This window comes from Neptuniibacter sp. 2_MG-2023 (genome assembly GCF_030547495.1).
Classification (GTDB): Bacteria; Pseudomonadota; Gammaproteobacteria; order Pseudomonadales; family Balneatricaceae; genus Neptuniibacter.
Map to the genome: position 1 here is coordinate 73,608 of NZ_JAUOQC010000012.1, position 18,957 is coordinate 92,564.

Genomic DNA, 18,957 nt, shown 5'->3' on the forward strand with positions numbered 1-18,957 from the left:
TCTGCGGGGCTTTTTGTTATGGATAACTTATTCTGATCGGCTTGCCTTTTTTACTCTATCGGTACAGCGCCAACCCCCCATAATCGCAAGTCCTGCAAAAAGAAATAGGGTCATTGCTAGGCTGTTATTTATCAGCATCAGTTTTTCGTGATAGATGCTTGATATGCCCAAGACTAGCCCCGCACTGATAACGCAGGTAATCGCTCCTATGGCAAAAGCAACGTAAGTTGGTTGTTCTTTTTTTACGCACCATTTTGCCAATAGGCCAATGGTCAGCCAGTAACTCAGTAAAATGGCAATAGGGGTTATATTTTCCATGGGGCTCCAAAGTGCTCGGTTCAATCTATAGTTAAGGTCGATAAACCGGTTACAGATGATATTAAGATTTTATTACGGTGAGGTTAAATAGGACTTACTGTTGGCTGCTTTTAAGCAAACTATCCGTCTCTTTTAGTGTTGAGATACTAAGGATATACAGAGAGCTGTGGAGCTTAGAAGGATATATAAGCGAAGGCGGGAATATTAGGCTGCTTTCTTAAAAGCAGCCTAATGCTTTTTTTATCAGTTGCTTATAATGCTTAGAACGTCATTCGGCTAACAGCAATGCTTGCTGGCATAGTAATCCAAGCCATAGCTATTAAGTTAATAATGATCCAAGAGAAGCCAGAGGAGTCGCGGAAATCTTCGTTATGTTCTGCCATGATAGTCACCCCTAATTTAAGATATAACGATGCCAGCCTGTTCTGTGAAGTAAATCAATAGAGATTACTTCAACCCATTTTAAGCCTGAGCCCTTAAGGGCCTCTTTTGGCAGGGTGTAGAGAACGGCTAAAACCGTGTTAATGTGCATAGAACTGTCTTGGTGGTCTATAGTAGATTCGCCAATTGCGCGGGATTTTAACAGGATTGTTTAAAATTTAATAGGTTATTTATATTGGTGTATTAGCACTTAATAGTGGTGCTATATCATTACTTTTTGTGAGGTTTTTGCGTTAGCTGACAAGATCTGATCTGTTAGTGATTAATATATTGATTTTTTTATAGAACGTTAGGCTCCTATTCATAAAATTCTATTATGATGAACAGACTAGCGTTAGATTAATGAGTGAAAAATAATTATGTTGCGTTTCTTTCTTATCTCCATTGTTACTCTTGCTTTACTGTTTCACAGTGTGCCTTATCTTGTTAGAGATCAGGTTGTTGTTTGGTTGTTAAATAATGGCGCAGAGCAAGCGGAATTAAAGGCAATTAAAGTTAACTGGTTTACCGGTCATATCCTTATTGATGGACTTAAAGCATCAGCGCCAGATAAACCGGCGTTAGTGGTTGATCAGCTCAGCGTTGATTTAGATTACTCGCAATTAAAAGATGAAAAGATAGTATTAACTGCTGTTGAGCTAATGGGTATTAATCTAGGTCTTCGTGAGCAGGGTGAAAGTCTGTGGTTGGGCCCTATTGATCTTAATGGATTAACGCAGAGCGATAGTCCTGCAGAGCCTGAAGAGGAAACCGATGATGAACCATCTAATTGGAGCTTTGGTTTAGCTGAATTGCGCTTAACTGATATTAAGTGGTCTGCTGATATAGCAGGTCAGAAGCATCAGCTGCAATTAAAGACGGGTCGTGTTGCTGACTTTTATCTATGGGATCAGAATCAGCTCGTTTCTATTGATCTAGATGGTAAGTTAAACAATGCACCAATAACTCTCTCTTCTAGTTCTTTACCTTTACCTGAAGAGAAGAGCTCAGAGCTTAAAGTTAAATTAGAAAACTTCCCATTGCACAGTGTTACAGGGGTCTTTTTACCGACACTTCGTGCCCATATAGACCTTGATTTAAATATTAAAGCGCAGAGTAATATAGGCAGCCATTTAACTAATGTTGTGCAGAATGGATCTATACGGGTACGTAACCTCGCCTTTGAGCAAGACGATTTAAAGATCAATGAGCAAAGTTTAGCGTGGAGCGGTAGCGTTAATCTGGCGTTACTCAAAAGCGAATTAAAGTCCTTAAATACTAAGGGAAAACTAGCAGTTAAAGGGGTAAATTTAACTCAGGCTGGAAGTCAGTTGTCATTAGATGACCTGCAGTTAAATTCAGTGATTAACCTGCAGGGTTTAAAACAACTTAACGTCTCTGATTTAGCCCTTAACCTGAGTAAATTAAAGCTTTCACAAGCGGATCAGGCTGTAAATATAGATGCTCTAGATCTTACTGCCAGTGCTGAAACAGCAGATATGGATGTTTGGAAAGTGTCTGTACCCAGCTTAAATTTAACGGATGTTGGTTTATCTGCGGCAGATGCTTTGATCTCGATTAAAGGTGTCGCGCTAGCATCGGCATCATTGCAGCATAAACTTGGATCTGAAGCTGAAAACTTACCTGAGTTGCAACTATCTGTACCTAAACTGGATGTAACAGATGTTGACCTATCAGTATCCGGTGACTCGCTTGTTTCAGTAAAAGGGTTAACTCTGGCGTCAGCTTCTTTACAGGGTTTAGATCAGATGACATTAGCTGAACTGAACACTGAACAGTTAAAAGTGGCTGGGGATGGAGGGGTGTTCACTCAGTGGAAGGGTATTCGTGCGAAAAAAATCCAGCTAAACCAATTACAGACCCTTAGTATTAATCAGCTCCTTTTAAATGATAGTCAAACCCGCTTACATTTAACGTCTACGCGTAGCTTGTCGGATCTAGATTGGTTGTTGGCTCATGTCCCATCAAGCAAAGGGGATTCCGAGTCTAAAAGTACAGCAGCGGGTGGCAAACCTTTTCGCGTTAAACTTAATCAAGTATTACTCTCCGGCAACAATCAGGTCAGTGTTGTTGATCAGGGTGTAAAACCCGCTTTTAAAACAAAACTTGATATTAGCAAAATTAATCTGCGGTCTTTAGATACAGGGTCGAAAGGTGAAACGAGTTTTGAGTTAGCAGCCAAAAGCAAGTTTTCTACGATTACTGCAAAAGGGGCGATGGAGCTCTTTAGTGGCAATTACGGTGGTCATTGGGATGCGGTGATTAAAGGGCTTGAGTTACCAGAAGTTAGCCCTTATTCGTTAGAATATACCGGTTATTATTTACAAAGTGGTCAACTAACATTGACCACTAAAGGCTCAATTAAAGATCGGAAGTTAGATGGAGATTCAGATATTCGTCTAAACAAGCTTGAGGTGGAAGCACGTAACAATAAACGTAGCGGAGAGTTCGATAAAAAAGTATCTATGCCTTTAGGCACCGCCATCATGATTCTTCAAGATAATGATAATAATATTGATCTACAAATACCTTTAGATGGCTCTTTGGATGACCCTAAATTTGGTTATCAGACGGTTATTAATAAGCTGGCAGGAAAAGGGCTTAAAAATGCAGCTATGGGTTATCTAACTAAAGCACTTCAACCTTTTGGCGCGTTGATTTCTATTAGCCAGATGGTGATGGATGCTCAAGATAAAGGTTCATTTATTAAGCTGCAGCCTGTCTTTTTCTCCCCTGCGCAAACGACGCTATCATCCGAATCAAAACTTTATATGGCTAAATTGGCTGAGATGATGAATGAGCGTAAAGGGATGCGTATGAATATTTGCGGTTTAGCTGTTATTGCGGATAAGCCTGCAATATGGGAGCAGTTACAGGCTGAGAATAAAGAACGGGATAAGCCTGTAGATGAGGAGATCTTGTTACTTGAGTTAGAACCCGCTTTGCAAGCTTTAGCGCAGGAGCGTAGCGATGCGGTTAAGAGCGAGCTTTCAGATAAACAGGGGGTTGATATAGAGCGATTATTTAGCTGTTACCCTAAAGTTGATCTGCAAACTAAAGAGAAGCCACAAGTAACTTTAGGATTATAAAGCTTAGAGTAAGCGCCCCACAGTTCAAATAGTTAGGTATTTGAACTGTGGGGCTGTGATAAAAACTAACAGGTTACTGACTTAGCGACTGATCAGAGTGTTGTAACTTTTGGCTAAGCTTTGTTGACGATGACTCAGTTTGCTAATCAGCATAAACAGTGCACAGCTCAATAGAGGCAAACTTATCCACAGGTAAGGATGCAGGACTGGATCAAGTTTTAAGAGTTGTTGATGAATTGGCCATAAGCTAACTTCGGTAATAACCACCGCTAAAAATCCACTAATTAAACCAATTAATCCCATCTCCATACGATCAAGTTGCCTACATTGCTGCTGGCTTGCACCGAGTGTTTGTAAAAGTGCATTTTCATAGCGGCGTTGTTCAAGCTCTTGGGTGAGCGTGACATACAGTAGTATGAGTCCTGCACTTGTCGTCAGTAGCATTAATAAACTTGATAGCATTGATAACCGAGTTAGCAGGTGTTGCAGTTGTTCCAGTATTTGCCGTACATCAATTAGCGTTAAGGTTGGAAAGGTTTCCATTAACTGTCGGCTAACTGAAGCGTCATCTTTGCCTAAATGAAAGCTGGTTAAATAGCTGGCGGATAGGTCTTCTAGCAGCCCTGGAGAGAAGATAAAATAGAAGTTGGGCTGGAATGAATCCCATTGAACTCTACGTATGCTTTGGACTTCAGCCTTACGTTCGATTCCCCCAATATTAAAACCGACAATATCACCTAATTTTAGTCCTAACTCCGAGGCGATTTTCTCCTCTATGGAAACAGAGGCTGGTTGAGTATCCTGTGTCTCAGCTGCTTTAGTCTGGGTGTCCCATTGCCCTTTTATTAAGGTGTTGTGGGCGGGCATCGTAGCGGTAGAGGTTAAATTGAGCTCGCGATTAAGTGAGGGGTGATCTTGCTGTTTTTTTGTTAGGGCTTCTGACAGCGGCAGATCATTAATACTGTTTAAACGGCCGCGATAGATAGGCCACAGCGGATTATCAATCTTATTTTGCTGTAACAATACTTGTAGGTCGTCCTTCTCCCACTCCTGAATGTTAATTAAAAAATGATTAGGGGTGTCTTCTGGCAGTTGATCCTGCCAACGACTGAGTAAATCGTTTAAAGCGATAAGGTTAATACTTAGCAGGGAGAATAATAGACAGATCACGGGGATCTGTACTCTATACCAGCGCTGCTGCTGTTGCACACGGCTAAGAAGCAAATTCCCCATAGGATGGTGAGGAGCCAATTTCTTGGTAATCTGTTTGCTGATATAAGCACCAAAGCTACCAAGGAGCCCTCCAATTAGGAGCAAGCAAAGAATTAAGCTGATCGTTAATAGAATATTGTTGAGATACCAAGTGGTCGAAATGATCAGTAGGCCAATAGCGATCAGGTAAGGCAGCTTGCTCCCCCAGCTAAGCGAGGCCGTTTGATCTTGAATAAGTTGCAGTGGATTACTTTTTTGTAGCTTAAAGAGGGAGGGCAGACCTAAGCATAGCAAGATGCTTATCCCCAGCAAGGGGCCCGATAAATAGGTAAAAGAGGACGCTGCTGGAACTGGTTGAGGAAGAACACCTTGTAAAAGGGTCAGACCTAGATTTTCTAATAGGAGTGCAAGGGAGACTCCCGCTATAGAGCATAAGGCCCAAGCGAAGATAAACTGTGTGATATACAGCAGCAGTATTTGATGGTCGCTTACGCCTAAGGTTTTTAGTAATGCTGCACGTTTGTATTGACTCTGAGTAAAGCGCCGAAGGCTGAGAAAAATGGTCATTGCCGAGATCAGCAGTGCAAAGAGAGCCCCGAGTCGTAGGTAGGAGGATGCTTTGCTTAGAGCGCTATTCTGCTGACCCTCTTCCGAGGCTATAGAGGTGAGCTTCTCGCCGGTTTTTAGGTGTTGTTCTAAGCTTTGTTCTAGCGCGTTAATCTGCTCAGGTGTACCCGCGAAAAGTTGGCTATATCTTAATCTAGCGCCGGGGCCAAGCAAGCCTGTTTGCTCTAATTGTTGCCGGTTAATGATTAATTGCGGGTTAAAGCTAATAAAACCTCGCCCGCGGTCGGGCGCTGATTTAATAACGGCGCTGATAGTAAAAGCAGTGCTCCCTAAAGTGACTTGATCGCCTAGTTTAAGGTTTAGCCGATCTAATGCACTTTGCTCAGCCCAAGCCTCTCCTAGATTGGGTATTTCGCTATCTAGGGGAGGGTCTAGAACGATTGTGCCACGGGGGTAAGTGTTTTGAAGTGCGCGTATAGTGACTAATAAAAAGTTTCCCCCGCTACTGGCCATAGTACCGAGTTGAACGACTTCACTTGACGTTATTCCCATTTCTTCGGCGACAAGCGCTGAGTTATCCGTAAGCTCGCGGCTACTACTAAGAATGAGATCTGCGCCTAATATGTCGCTACCTTGGCGCAGTAATGTCCGTTCAATACGTTCGCCTAAAACAGCCATTAGGCTTGCGATAGTAATAGCTAAGACTAATGCGATAATTAGGGAGCGCCATTCGCTGAGTTTAAGACAGCTTATACTTTGTTGGGCGGCTAATTTAATAGGTGTTGTTGCACTCATAGACTTATCTCAGTTAGCTCGCCATTGTGTAATCGTAAAGCCCGTTGGCAACGTTTAGCGAGGGAGGGGTCATGGGTGATTAAAATCAGCGTCGTATTTTGTTCTGTATTTAATGAGAATAGCTGCTGGATAATTTGCTCTCCAGTTTGCTCATCTAAGTTGCCTGTAGGCTCATCTGCAAATAATAGAGTCGGTTGTGTAGCAAAGCTACGGGCAATAGCAACGCGCTGCTGTTCCCCCCCAGACAGCTCAGCGGGTTTGTGATGTAGACGAGCCCCTAATTCCACTTTTTCTAACCAACGGGTAGCTTCCTGTTCTGCATTTCTACTGTTGCGTATCTGTAATGGGAGCATGACATTTTGTAATGCAGTTAAATCGGGTAGTAGATGGAAGGCTTGGAAAACAAAACTAATATGTTGGTTACGAAATTCGGCGCGCTCTTTGTCGCTTAAATGTTCTAGATTTGTATCATTGAGCAGTATCGAGCCTGCGCTGGGCTGATCTAATCCCGCTAAGATAGCCAGCAAGGATGATTTCCCTGTACCTGATGGACCAATAATAGCTACCGTTTCTCCTCGCTGAATGTCGAGATTAAGATCTTTAAATAACTCTAAATTCCCTGCTTGAGTCTTAAACTGTTTTGCGAGATGCTGAGCACTGATAACTGTGTCTTTTTTGTGATTCATTAGGTGTCCCTGTGCGAATTCTACTTTCACTACTTTTCATTCTAGGTCATTTTGCTTTGACGTTACCGGCTAGTGCAGGTTCCCTTGTTGTTTTAGGGGATAGTTTATCCTCTGCACACAACATGAAACCAGAACAAGGTTGGGTGCATCTTTTAGAGCAACGTATACAGCGTGAAGGCTATGCATTAGATGTTATTAATGCCAGTGTTAGTGGAGATACTACGCAAAATGGAATAGCGCGTCTCAAATTGCTATTGCAAAAGATTGATGCAGATATTGTTATTATTGAATTGGGTGGTAATGACGGCTTAAGGGGTACACCACCTTTTGCTATTCGTAACAATCTACTGCGGCTGATCGATATGGTTGAAGATGCTGAAGCGGATGTTGTCCTGTTGGGTATTCAACTACCAGCTAATTATGGTGCTGCATATACGGAAGCGTTTAGAGAGATCTATCCTGATATTGCAGACGAGACAGACGCTGTGTTCGTTCCCTTTTTTATGGAGCAGGTTGCGCTTGTGCCAGAACGTATGCAGGCTGATGGCATTCACCCTAATGCTAAAGGGCAGCCTTACTTGTTAGAGACTGTTTGGCCTCACCTTGAAGCTTTACTGGAAAATATAGATTAGGGCTTTCAGTGTTTAGTTATTCATAGAGCGATGAGCTACGGCAAAAAAAAGGCACCTAACTTAGGTGCCTTTTTTATAGTAAAACGAAAACTTATGCGAAGTTTGCGTTTACGAAATCCCAATTAACCAGCGCCCAGAAACCTTTTAGGTAATCAGGACGAACGTTACGGTAATCGATGTAGTAAGCATGTTCCCAAAGGTCAACAGTCAGCAAAGGTGTCTGACCTGTTGTAAGTGGGCAGCCAGCATTGCTAGTGTTAACGATTTCTAGAGAACCGTCAGCGTTTTTAACTAACCAAGTCCAGCTAGAGCCGAAGTTGTTAACGGCTTTGTCGTTAAGTGCTTCTTGGAACGCAGCGAAAGAACCCCATTTAGCGTTAATTGCATCTGCAATAGCGCCTGTTGGTTCGCCACCTGCATTTGGTGCTAGGCAGTTCCAGTAGAATGTGTGGTTCCAGATCTGTGCTGCGTTGTTGAATACGCCGCCAGCAGGCGCAGAAGTGATGATCTCTTCTAGCGTTTTGCCTTCAAATTCAGTACCTGGAACAAGGCCGTTTAGCTTAACAACGTATGTGTTGTGGTGCTTGCCGTGGTGGAAGTCCAGAGTTTCTGCAGAAATGTGTGGTTCCAGAGCATCCTTAGCATAAGGTAGCGGCGGAAGTTCAAAGCTCATAAGTGTCACCTTATTTTGTCAGTCTATATTTAGACAGATTATCAGGCAGCTGCTCATCATTTTAGTACTCTCACTATGATATGGCAGCCAGTAAAAACTAATTCGGGTGAATGATAGCACTCAATACTCTATATTTCATGGTACAAAAAGTGTGTTTAATCGTTCATTTGCTATCAAATGTCGATGCTCAGGGTTGTCCTGCGACTAAAGTTTGCTGAAACTGTTGCTTATTAGCCCTAGAATGACGGCTGTTTTATTTTATATAACGATAAAAAAGTGATTATTTAACAATGTATAAAGTTCTTATTTGGATTGCGTTTGTTGCATTGGGTATTTTGGCTGTTAAAACACAGTTTTTAACCTCTGACACTTTTGAGCCTTTTAAAGAGGGCTGCATGCAAGGGGAGGGAGCAACAGAGGAACGTTGTGATTGTTTGGCAAAATATGTTCATAAGCATTTTAGTGATAACGAAGTGAAATTGATCATGTCTAATCAGCTTAGCGATCCAGATTTTAAACTGAAGGTTGAGGAAGTGGTCAACAGTGGCTCAATTGCTTGTGCTGCAGAATAATTTTTAAGTAAAAAGCTTTCTTTTTTGAGTGGGGTTAAGCCGGGGTCTCGCTACGAGTGAAGTCCTATGGACAGGAATATGCGGATAAATGCATATTCCTGCCTACCTCCAAGCACGATCTAGTGTATATCTAAGGTTTAGATCGACATTGTTTTATCACGTAGAGTGATCTCTTCGAGTGGAAACTGTGGGTCGCCACACACGTAGAAGAAAGGGTTCTCCAATGATTCCTGCTCATTGTAGGCAAGAGGCTGCAAGTTAGTCGCATTAACTAAACGCCCGCCAGCGGCTTCAACGATGGCTTGGGCAGCGGCGGTATCCCATTCGGACGTTGGATATAATCGGGGATAAAAGTCTGCGACACCTTCAGCAATAAGGCACATCTTCAAAGAACTTCCCATCGCGTGATTGTGTACATGTCTAAAATGCTTGTATAGCTGTTTGAGTAGTCTGTCATTATTGTCCTGACCATGCCTACGGCTGGCTGTGATCACTAGCTCTTGTCCAAGTGGTCGGCTACGAATATGAACAGAATGTTGGCCATCTATTTGCTTTTTCGCTTGTAGCTGTGTACTGCCCCAGTAACAGGTTTTTGATACAGGAACATAGATGATGCCAAGCACAGGTTTATTGTTTTCAATGAGCGCAATATTGACAGTGAACTCATCGTTACCTTGAATAAATTCTTTAGTGCCGTCCAATGGGTCTATACACCAAAACCTATCCCATTGCTGGCGTTGTTCAAAGGAAACGGTTTTACCTTCCTCGCTCAACTGTGGAATATCGGGGGTAAGAGCAAGTAGTCCTTGCTGGATGATTTCATGCGCTGCAAGGTCTGCGGAGGTCACGGGGGATTGATCCTGCTTAGTATCAATTGCAAAGTCTTTATGTTTATAGACTTGCATGATCGCTGCGCCCGCCTGCTCACATAGAGGGAGAAGCGATTTGATGAGTTTTTGATGATTCATCATTATGGCCCTTTCTTCTAGTTATAAGACCAGCATAGACCTATCTCTGTATTTATATTAGTCGCCTTTTGTCGATTGTTTAGTCAAAAAGTCTCTAACCATATATAAAGCGGCTATTGCGCGTGCTTCGGTAAAGTCAGGGTCTTCAATTAATTGCTCTAGCTTATCTAGTGGCCAGCAGACAACTTCCATCTCTTCAGGTTCGTCGCCTTCTAATCTACATGGATAGAGATCCTGTGCTACAACGGCGGTGACAGTATGACCCATGTAGTTTGGTGCAGAGGACATGACTTTCAGTGTATGTAAGCGATTACTACCGAAGCCTGCCTCCTCTTTTAGCTCTCGATCTGCAGCCGTATGTTCATCTTCGCCGGGATCAATTAAGCCTTTAGGTAGGGTTAAGGTGTAATCCTCTATGCCGACCGCATACTCTCGGATCAGTAATACTTCATTGTTATTTGTGATGGGGATGATCATAACCGCACCATGGCCACGATTGGCTAGACGCTCATAAATGCGTTCTGCTCCATTGGAAAAACGGAGCTCAATCTCTTCTATCTTAAATAATCGGCTGTTGGCCGTGTTCGTAATCTTTAAAATCTCAGGTTTAATCGGCATACTGAAGTTTCCTCCTACAAATGGCCTGAGTAATGTTTGATTGGCAAAATATCGATACCGTGTTGTTAGATATGGACGGCACGCTTCTTGACCTACACTTTGACACGTTTTTTTGGCTTGAGCATCTCCCTTTACGCTATGCGCAGATACACTCCATGGAGATAGAAGAAGCTCGTCAGTGGCTTCATGAGCGTATCATAGAGGAGCAGGGCTCGCTCAATTGGTATTGCTTAGATTTTTGGACGCGAGAACTTAATGTACCTGTTGCCGAATTAAAAAAAGAGGTGGCACAAAAGATAGCTTTCAGACCCCATGTGCAGGACTTCCTTTTGTCTTTAAAGCAGCAGGGTATCCGTACTGTCATAGTGACTAACGCTCATCAGGATAGTTTATCTCTTAAGGCTGAAACAACCAATTTAGACCAGTTGGTTGATCATGTGATCTGCTCACATGACTTTGGCTTGGCTAAGGAAACATTTGGTTTTTGGGATAGACTGCAAGAGGTAGAGCCGTTTAATAAAGATCGAACGTTGCTGGTGGATGATAGTTTTGCGGTACTTGAAAGTGCTCGTGAATATGGAATTCGCTATCTGCTCTCAATCTTTCAGCCGGATAGTCAGCAGCCAAAAAGAGAGATCGATGGTTTTTCTGCAATCGATCATTTCAATGAAATTACACCGAAATAGAACGGAAGAGAATGACACAGCCTGAAGATAAGGTTCGTTTAGATAAATGGCTATGGGCCGCTAGGTTTTATAAAACCAGAGCAGTTGCTAAGCAGATGATTGATGGTGGCAAAGTACACTATAACGGGCAGCGAACTAAGTGTAGTCGTCATGTTGAGGTGGGGGCCACCTTAACGATTCGCCAAGGCTTCGATGAAAAAGAGATCGTTGTTGTGGAGCTGTCTGATCGTCGAGGAGGCGCTCCTGATGCGCAAAAGCTTTATAAAGAAACCGAAGCGAGTATTAAAAAGCGGGAAGAAAATGCAGCCCAACGTAAGGCTATGGGAAGTGGTTTGAATCCGCGAAATCGCCCTAATAAGAAAGAACGTCGCCAGATCATATCTTTTAAAGATGAAGGGCGCGGTATTTTTGATAAGTAGTACTTGGAATTACTGCGTTAGCCGTGACGTTCTTTTAGAGGACGACTAACGCATTCAGCATGCGCTTTAATTGGGTTGTTTTAGAATGGGTAATTGATTCAGTAGTGGGATTTTTCCAAACAAACGAATCAAAGGGCTTAATAGCTTATGTGCGCCGAGTGTTAAGTAGTGCATAAGTGGCGTGCAAAATGCCCAGCTCAATGTAATGGCTGCCGAGAAAGCGCCCCCTACCAAATTATCGCTGGCCCAGTGAGCACCGCCCACTATACGGGGCAACATAAATAATAGGGCTAAAAGTAACGCGCCTATTGAAAGTGCATTTCTCGCATTCAATATAATATATCCCGCCCATGTTAATACCACTGCAGCGTGATCCCCAGGGAAGCTATGACCTGCAGAATCTTTGGCTGGTATATCAGGCACAATCTGACTAAATCTAAACGCAGGTTCAAGCATTAATGAAGGGCTGTTACCGCTTAAATCTATAGCTCGTGCATATTCGTAAACGGATTCGCGTATAGGAAACATCAATACCAGTAAGAGAACAAAGCCAATAAAGCTTTGCTGTAGCCGATCGCGCTTTATCCCCATACCAGGGAAAGTAACACTAACTAAAATAATGAGGAGTGGAATAATATCGAAGATACGAACATTGGCCCAAGCCCAGAAACGTGTCCAGCCATTATCTTCAGCTAAAGTGCCGTTCAATAGAAAAAAGATGTTTTGATCAATGCTTCGCCAGAAAGCAAAACCTGTATCCGTTAGGAAAAAACCTAGCCAAAGCGCGGCCAGTAGGTGGCTTATGATTAGGGCTTTGAAATTCCACTGAGTATTAAAAACGCTAATATTTGTCATTGTTATATTTGTGTCTGTAGTCGGCTCGAATAGTAGGGAGGGTATGATAAAATAAGTTCCCTGTCTTGAATATCAATTTAGGTGTTCAAGTTTATTCCGAACAAGTGAATAGATTTTATTTATATGAGCAATCCTGATCAGATCCAACGCATTATGTTTGATGAGCTGGATATAAGAGGTGTCGTTTCAGGTTTAAAGAAAACCTGTAGTGACTGTTTTGAAAACCACAACTACCCTCCAGTTATAAAGCAGGTGCTAGGTGAGATGTTGGCTGCCGTTAGCTTGCTTAGTTCTAATCTGAAGTTTGAAGGCCGTCTAATCCTTCAAGCCCAAGGGCAGGGGAATGTGCGTCTTTTGATGGCTGAAACTAATCAGCATCGTGATGTTAGAGCGATTGCCCGCTTGGAAGGGGATGTTCCTGATAATGCGACTTTTACTGAATTGTTGCCTCAAGGTCAGGTAGTGTTAACGATTGAACCAGAAAATGGGCAACGTTATCAGGGTGTAGTGCCTTTAGATGGTGAGAACTTGGCAAAATGCCTAGAGAGTTATTTCGTCAGTTCTGAGCAGTTACCTACTTATGTGCAGTTGGCTTCCGATGGCGAGACAGCGGCAGGCTTAATGTTGCAAGTTCTACCGGCGGAAGGTTCAGGTCAAGATGATTGGGAGCGTATCAGTTTTTTAGCTTCTACTTTGAAAAGTATCGAATTACTTGAGTTGGATAACGAAACCTTGCTATACCGTTTGTTTCATGAAGAAACATGTCGGCTTTATGAACCAGACAGTGTGCAGTTTAAGTGTACTTGTTCAAGAGAGCGGAGTTTAAGTTCTTTGAAGCTGGTGGGTAAGGCTGATTTGTTATCATTGATCGAGGAAGAGGGGTGTATTGATGTGAGTTGTCAGTTTTGTAATCACCATTACATCTTTGATCAAACTGATGTTGAGGCGCTATTTTCTGAAGCAGGGACGACAGATAATTCACAAAATGTACATTAATTATGTCGTCCTTAGCTCAAATTTGCGTTAAGTCAACTTAGAATCGCTTTCTGTAATGGCGTTTCGTGCGATTTTTGTGCATAATACGCGTCCTTATAAATACGATATATACATATACCTTACGCCTTATTTAGGAAACGTTATTGGCGCCTATGCCAAGGGAACCCAGTAATGACCAAAGATTCATTGAACATTGCACACCAAAATTTAAGCCCAGCTGAGCTAGTAGAAAAAGCCATTTTAAATGGTGAAGGGATATTAGCTGATTCAGGCGCCTTAGTAGTAACAACAGGTAAACGTACAGGCCGTTCTCCGATGGATCGTTACATCGTTGATGAGCCAAGTACTTCAGATTCAATCGATTGGGGTAATATTAATCGTCCTTTCGATGCTGATAAGTTTGATGCCCTATGGACTCGTGTAGAAGAGTTTGTAGCGGATAAAGAACACTTTGTATCTAACGTACATGTCGGTTCTGATCCAAGTCACTATCTTGCTGTTAAAATGACAACTCAGACTGCGTGGCAGAATCTGTTTGGTCAAAACCTGTTCATTCGCCCTGCGGAATACAATCCAAAAGCGAAAGAAGAGTGGCAAGTACTAAACGTGGCTGGGTTCGAATGTGAGCCAGAGCGTGATGGTACGAACAGTGACGGTTGTGTCATTCTTAACTTCGCTAAGCGTAAAGTATTGCTTGTGGGCATGCGTTATGCGGGCGAGATGAAGAAAGCGATGTTCTCTGTTCAGAACTTCCTGCTACCAGAAAAAGATGTGCTTCCTATGCACTGTTCTGCAAACGTAGGTGAAGATAACAGCACTACATTGTTCTTCGGCCTTTCAGGTACAGGTAAAACGACACTTTCTGCCGATCCAGATCGTTACCTTATTGGTGATGATGAGCATGGTTGGGGTAAAGGCGTTGTATTTAACCTTGAAGGTGGTTGCTACGCGAAGACTATCAACCTAAGCCAGAAAAATGAGCCAATCATTTGGGATGCGATTCGTTTTGGTGCCATCGTTGAGAACGTAACATTGAATGAGAAGCGTACTGCTGATTATGATGATACGTCACTGACTGAAAATGGTCGCTGCGCATACCCACTAGAGCATGTTGAGAAACGTACCGAGCTGAATATGGGTGATGAGCCTGATTCTATCGTATTTCTTACATGTGATTTAACCGGTGTATTGCCACCTGTTTCTGTATTAACTAAAGAAGCGGCTGCGTACCACTTCCTTTCTGGTTATACAGCACTTGTAGGTTCTACTGAGATGGGTTCTGGTGGTGGTATTAAATCTACCTTCTCTACTTGTTTTGGTGCTCCTTTCTTCCCGCGTCCAGCGCATGTTTACGCTGAATTGCTAATGAAGCGTATCGAAGAGTTCGGTTCTAAAGTTTATCTTGTTAATACAGGTTGGACTGGCGGTTCTTACGGTACTGGTGAGCGTTTCAGTATTCCAACTACGCGCGGTATTATTAGTGCTATACAGAATGGTGCCCTGACGGATGCTGAGACTGTTAAGTTAGATGGTTTGAACCTTAACGTTCCTGTTTCTGTTCCAGGTGTAGATTCTTCTTTGTTGAATCCACGTGAAACTTGGTCTGATAAATCAACCTATGATGCAGCAGCAAAAGACCTGATAGGTCAGTTTGTTGAGAACTTTAAAAAGTTCGATGGTGTATCTGAAGATATTATTGCTGCGGGTCCTAAGCTTTAATTAGTTTTCGTCGGTAAAAGAAAAGCCCCTGTAGAAATGCAGGGGCTTTTTTGTATCTGCGTTGCTTATTTGGAGCCTGTTTACTGTACGCGGAGCTTTATATCGGCACTGTTCAGATATTCAGTCTCTTGCTCTAAATCAGCAAGCGTTAGGGGATGGTGTTCTAGCCAGCCTTCAGGGAATTCGATAATCAGCTTTTTGTTATCGATAGAAAAAGAGATAGCAGGAAGCCTGTCTTTTGAGCGACTCCGATGGAGTACGACCGCAATGCGTAGTAGTACGCAAAGGCGGGTGTAGGGCTCCTGTAAGCGTTTTGGTAAGGCTTTAAAGTCATCTTTTGGGAATTTTCGACGGTGACCTCGAACTAAGGTTGCTAGTTGAAGCTGTTCCTGTGTCGTAAAGCCAGGTAGGTCTGCGTGGGTTAGTAAGTAGGCACTGTGCTTGTGGAACTGGCTATGAGCAATGGTTAGGCCAATTTCATGGGTTTTTGCAGCCCAGCTAAGCATGTCGTAGTGTTTACGCGATAGCTGCCACTCCTCTTTTACTTGAGCCCAAGCGATCAGCGCAGTTTGTTCGACTCTATCTGCTTGCTCTTGATCTACGTGGTAGCGCTGCATAATGGCATTGATGGTTCGGTCTCGAACGTCCTCATGACGTAAGCGCCCGGCCATATCATAAAGCAGCCCTTCGCGGAGTGCGCCTTCTGAGAAGTGCATCTCTTCAATATCAAGCGCTTCAAATGCGGCACAAAGGATCGCAACTCCGGCTGGAAAGACTTTTCTTCGCTCAGGCTTTAGATCTTCAATATCTATATCATTGCTGTTGTCAAAACTTAAGATTTTATCTTTAAGTGTGTGTAGCGCATCTTTGGTAATGCGGTCATCACTCCATCTGTTGCTGATACAAGCGTTACGAACCGCTTTTATTGTACCGGATGAACCTACTGTGCTATTCCAGCCATGGTCTTTATAGGAAAACTTGATTGACTGTAGCTCTTGAAGTGCTGCGGTTTGGGCGCGTTTGAAGTTTTTTGCACTAATGATGTCATCAGGAAAATAGCGTTGAGTGAAGCTAACACAACCCATATGCAGGCTTTCCATCATGTTAGGCTCAAAACGTTCCCCAATGATAAATTCGGTGCTGCCACCGCCTATATCAACGACTAAACGAGCGCCTTTGTCATCTGCTAATGTATGGGCCACGCCTAAGTATATGAGGCGCGCTTCCTCTCGTCCTGCAATAATCTCAAGTGGGGTGCCAAGGATGCTCTCAGCTTCTTCTATAAATTCTCGGCTATTTTTGGCTTCGCGTAGTGCGTTTGTACCGACTACCCGTACGGCATCTCTTGGTAGATCTTTGATGCGTTGAGCAAACCGACTTAAACATTCAAGGCCTCTTTGCTTTGCCTCATCGGTTAGGTAGCGTTTGTCATTAATGCCAGCCGCGAGTTGAACTTTATCAGACATTACGTCAACCGTTCGTAATTCGCCTTGGCTGAGTTGTGCTACAACGATGTGGAAACTATTGGAGCCAAGGTCTATGGCGGCGAGAAATTGCTCTTCAATGTTCTCGCTAGCAGTATTCTGCTCGGTCATTACAAAAAAGCCTCATAGATGATAGTAGAGAGGAATTGGAGAGTAGAGTACCAAAAGAAGGCTTTGGCTGCAGTCGCTTTTCGTTAACATAATGTGACGGTGTAGTAGATGCTTGTTTTGAAACAGTTTATTGGCGTCAAACATGTTTTTGAGTGAGAAAATGGTCGCTAATTGGCTACAACCCCGTTACACAATGGCCTGTTGGGTGTTATTATCGGCGGTCTGATTAAAGTGTTGGGCGCAGCGGAGAATAGTTCCCATGAGTGAAAACATTGTAAATGTTACAGATGCTTCCTTCGACGAAGATGTTCTCAAGGCTGAATGTGCAGTCTTAGTGGATTATTGGGCTGAGTGGTGCGGTCCTTGTAAAATGATTGCTCCAGTTCTTGAAGAGATTGCAAAAGAGTATGGTGATCAGCTTAAAATTTGTAAGCTGAATATTGATGAAAACAGCGAAACACCGCCAAAGTTTGGTATTCGTGGTATTCCAACTCTGATGTTGTTTAAAGGTGGTAATGTCGAAGCAACTAAAGTTGGTGCTTTGTCAAAATCACAATTAGCGGCTTTCATCGAAGCTAATTTGTAAGCAAGTAAGCTTAGTAAAGTGTGATGTTTTATAAAACATTACACTTTCTTAACGTTTACTATAGACAGGCGGTTTTCTTCCTTCTATAGTGTCTAAAGTTTGGCCAGCCCGCTAGAATTTTATCCTTCTTTAATTTTTTTTAGCGTTGTGCCTAAAGGCCATTTTCGTATTTCTTCCTAAATTCCATCCAAATAAAAAAATCAGCTTAGTGCTTATTTCCTTCAAACTATGAATCTTACCGAATTAAAAACTAAAAGCGTTCCCGAGCTACTTGATATTGCCAAAGGCATGGGAATGGATAACTTGGCACGGTCCCGTAAGCAGGATGTTATTTTTGCTATCCTGAAACGCCATGCTAAAGGTGGCGAAGATATTTATGGCAACGGTGTCCTTGAAATTTTACAGGATGGCTTTGGCTTTCTACGTTCAGCTGACTCCTCATATCTAGCCGGTCCTGATGATATTTATGTATCACCAAGCCAGATCCGTCGTTTTAATCTGCGCACGGGTGATACGATTGAAGGCAAGATTCGTCCGCCGAAGGATGGTGAGCGTTATTTTGCTCTGTTGAAAGTTAATGAGATTAACTACGACAAACCAGACAACGCCAAGAACAAAATTCTATTCGAAAACCTGACGCCGCTATTTGCGCAGGATCGTCTGAGAATGGAGATCGGGAATGGTAGTACAGAAGATCTGACTGCCCGTGTTATCGATCTTGTTTGCCCTATGGGTAAAGGTCAGCGTGCATTGGTGGTATCTCCACCTAAAGCGGGTAAGACCTTAATGTTACAGAATATTGCTAACAGCATTACGCGTAACAACCCTGAAACCCATCTAATCGTTTTGCTAATTGATGAGCGTCCAGAGGAAGTAACTGAGATGCAGCGCACCGTTCGTGGTGAAGTTGTTGCATCAACGTTTGACGAGCCTCCATCACGTCACGTTCAAGTAGCTGAGATGGTTATTGAGAAGGCAAAACGCCTGACTGAGCATAAAAAAGATGTAGTGATCCTGCTGGATTCGATCACACGTTTAGCGCGTGCTTACAACACAGTTATTCCTTCATCGGGTAAAGTGTTAACAGGTGGTGTTGATGCTCATGCACTTGAACGTCCTAAACGTTTCTTCGGTGCTGCACGTAATATCGAAGAGGGTGGAAGTCTGACAATTATCGCTACAGCGTTGGTTGATACAGGTTCCAAAATGGACGAAGTTATTTTCGAAGAGTTTAAAGGTACAGGTAACTCTGAGGTTCACCTCGATCGTAAGATTGCTGAGAAACGAGTGTTCCCTGCCATTAATATCCGTCGTTCGGGTACTCGTCGTGAAGACTTGCTGACTTCTGAAGAAGAGCTGCAGCGTATGTGGATTCTACGCAAGCTGCTTGACCCAATGGAAGATACGGCAGCAACAGAGTTTGTGATTGATAAGTTGAAAGACTTTAAAACAAATGATGAATTCTTCTTGTCGATGAAACGGAAATAAACCAGTTTACGTATAAAAGGGTGAGCTTATGCTTGCCCTTTT

The 18,957-nt window shown here is 42.9% G+C and carries 18 protein-coding genes; 9 read left to right on the plus strand and 9 right to left on the minus strand.

All coding sequences use genetic code 11. The annotated features are described in order from the left end of the window. Nucleotides 1-27: 27 nt before the first annotated feature. Complete coding sequence (locus Q4486_RS12110; RefSeq protein WP_303418167.1) at nt 28-318, minus strand: hypothetical protein; 291 nt, start codon at nt 316-318, stop codon at nt 28-30. A 260-nt stretch (nt 319-578) separates the two neighbouring features. Further along, nucleotides 579-701: a hypothetical protein gene (locus Q4486_RS12115; RefSeq protein WP_303519600.1), complete on the minus strand. Its 123-nt coding sequence runs from the start codon at nt 699-701 to the stop codon at nt 579-581. 417 nt (nt 702-1,118) lie between these two features. On the opposite strand from Q4486_RS12115, the gene Q4486_RS12120 reads away from it, so the two are divergent. Next, nucleotides 1,119-3,848 carry a DUF748 domain-containing protein gene (locus tag Q4486_RS12120; RefSeq protein ID WP_303519601.1) on the plus strand — a complete coding sequence of 910 codons (2,730 nt, stop codon included), beginning with the start codon at nt 1,119-1,121 and terminating at the stop codon, nt 3,846-3,848. Between the two features lie 81 nt (nt 3,849-3,929). On the opposite strand, the gene Q4486_RS12125 is transcribed toward Q4486_RS12120, so the two are convergent. Both Q4486_RS12125 and Q4486_RS12130 read right to left on the minus strand, forming a co-directional pair. Beyond that, complete coding sequence (locus Q4486_RS12125; RefSeq protein ID WP_303519602.1) at nt 3,930-6,422, minus strand: ABC transporter permease; 2,493 nt, start codon at nt 6,420-6,422, stop codon at nt 3,930-3,932. Beyond that, nucleotides 6,419-7,108 carry an ABC transporter ATP-binding protein gene (locus tag Q4486_RS12130; protein WP_303418163.1) on the minus strand — a complete coding sequence of 230 codons (690 nt, stop codon included), beginning with the start codon at nt 7,106-7,108 and terminating at the stop codon, nt 6,419-6,421. The genes Q4486_RS12125 and Q4486_RS12130 overlap by 4 nt, the downstream gene beginning before the upstream one ends. A gap of 11 nt (nt 7,109-7,119) precedes the next feature. On the opposite strand from Q4486_RS12130, the gene Q4486_RS12135 reads away from it, so the two are divergent. Continuing rightward, a complete protein-coding gene (locus tag Q4486_RS12135) occupies nt 7,120-7,740 on the plus strand; it encodes an arylesterase (RefSeq protein ID WP_303519604.1) in 621 nt (206 codons plus the stop codon). A 91-nt stretch (nt 7,741-7,831) separates the two neighbouring features. Here Q4486_RS12135 and Q4486_RS12140 read toward each other — a convergent pair whose 3' ends face one another. Continuing rightward, nucleotides 7,832-8,413 (minus strand): superoxide dismutase, encoded by a 582-nt coding sequence (locus Q4486_RS12140; RefSeq protein WP_067863030.1) that lies wholly within the window; start codon nt 8,411-8,413, stop codon nt 7,832-7,834. Between the two features lie 290 nt (nt 8,414-8,703). On the opposite strand from Q4486_RS12140, the gene Q4486_RS12145 reads away from it, so the two are divergent. Continuing rightward, nucleotides 8,704-8,985: a hypothetical protein gene (locus Q4486_RS12145; protein WP_303418158.1), complete on the plus strand. Its 282-nt coding sequence runs from the start codon at nt 8,704-8,706 to the stop codon at nt 8,983-8,985. A gap of 137 nt (nt 8,986-9,122) precedes the next feature. On the opposite strand, the gene cysQ is transcribed toward Q4486_RS12145, so the two are convergent. Next, on the minus strand, nt 9,123-9,956 hold the full coding sequence (gene cysQ, locus Q4486_RS12150; RefSeq protein ID WP_303418156.1) for a 3'(2'),5'-bisphosphate nucleotidase CysQ: 834 nt from the start codon (nt 9,954-9,956) through the stop codon (nt 9,123-9,125). A 54-nt stretch (nt 9,957-10,010) separates the two neighbouring features. Continuing rightward, the gene (gene nudE / locus Q4486_RS12155; protein ID WP_303418153.1) at nt 10,011-10,571 is read right to left on the minus strand and encodes an ADP compounds hydrolase NudE; all 561 of its coding nucleotides are present in this window, start codon (nt 10,569-10,571) and stop codon (nt 10,011-10,013) included. Nucleotides 10,572-10,603: 32 nt separating this feature from the next. Here nudE and yrfG point away from each other — a divergent pair, with 32 nt between their 5' ends. Both yrfG and hslR read left to right on the plus strand, forming a co-directional pair. Further along, nucleotides 10,604-11,257, plus strand: a complete 654-nt coding sequence (yrfG, locus tag Q4486_RS12160) for a GMP/IMP nucleotidase (RefSeq protein WP_303519606.1) — start codon at nt 10,604-10,606, stop codon at nt 11,255-11,257. 11 nt (nt 11,258-11,268) lie between these two features. Beyond that, the gene (gene hslR / locus Q4486_RS12165; protein ID WP_303418149.1) at nt 11,269-11,676 is read left to right on the plus strand and encodes a ribosome-associated heat shock protein Hsp15; all 408 of its coding nucleotides are present in this window, start codon (nt 11,269-11,271) and stop codon (nt 11,674-11,676) included. Nucleotides 11,677-11,742: 66 nt separating this feature from the next. Here the strand turns inward: hslR and Q4486_RS12170 are convergent, their stop codons facing one another. Then, nucleotides 11,743-12,531, minus strand: a complete 789-nt coding sequence (locus Q4486_RS12170; RefSeq protein WP_303418147.1) for a phosphatase PAP2 family protein — start codon at nt 12,529-12,531, stop codon at nt 11,743-11,745. Nucleotides 12,532-12,654: 123 nt separating this feature from the next. Here Q4486_RS12170 and hslO point away from each other — a divergent pair, with 123 nt between their 5' ends. Together hslO and Q4486_RS12180 are read left to right on the plus strand one after the other, a co-directional pair. Next, complete coding sequence (gene hslO, locus Q4486_RS12175) at nt 12,655-13,527, plus strand: Hsp33 family molecular chaperone HslO (protein ID WP_303418145.1); 873 nt, start codon at nt 12,655-12,657, stop codon at nt 13,525-13,527. A 171-nt stretch (nt 13,528-13,698) separates the two neighbouring features. Next, a complete protein-coding gene (locus Q4486_RS12180) occupies nt 13,699-15,246 on the plus strand; it encodes a phosphoenolpyruvate carboxykinase (protein WP_303418143.1) in 1,548 nt (515 codons plus the stop codon). 80 nt (nt 15,247-15,326) lie between these two features. Here Q4486_RS12180 and ppx read toward each other — a convergent pair whose 3' ends face one another. After that, nucleotides 15,327-16,841, minus strand: a complete 1,515-nt coding sequence (gene ppx / locus Q4486_RS12185; RefSeq protein ID WP_303519607.1) for an exopolyphosphatase — start codon at nt 16,839-16,841, stop codon at nt 15,327-15,329. A gap of 259 nt (nt 16,842-17,100) precedes the next feature. On the opposite strand from ppx, the gene trxA reads away from it, so the two are divergent. After that, entirely contained in the window at nt 17,101-17,427 is a 327-nt protein-coding gene (gene trxA / locus Q4486_RS12190; protein WP_067863000.1) for a thioredoxin TrxA, read from the plus strand. Nucleotides 17,428-17,655: 228 nt separating this feature from the next. Continuing rightward, entirely contained in the window at nt 17,656-18,915 is a 1,260-nt protein-coding gene (gene rho / locus Q4486_RS12195) for a transcription termination factor Rho (RefSeq protein WP_067862996.1), read from the plus strand. Nucleotides 18,916-18,957 lie beyond the last annotated feature (42 nt).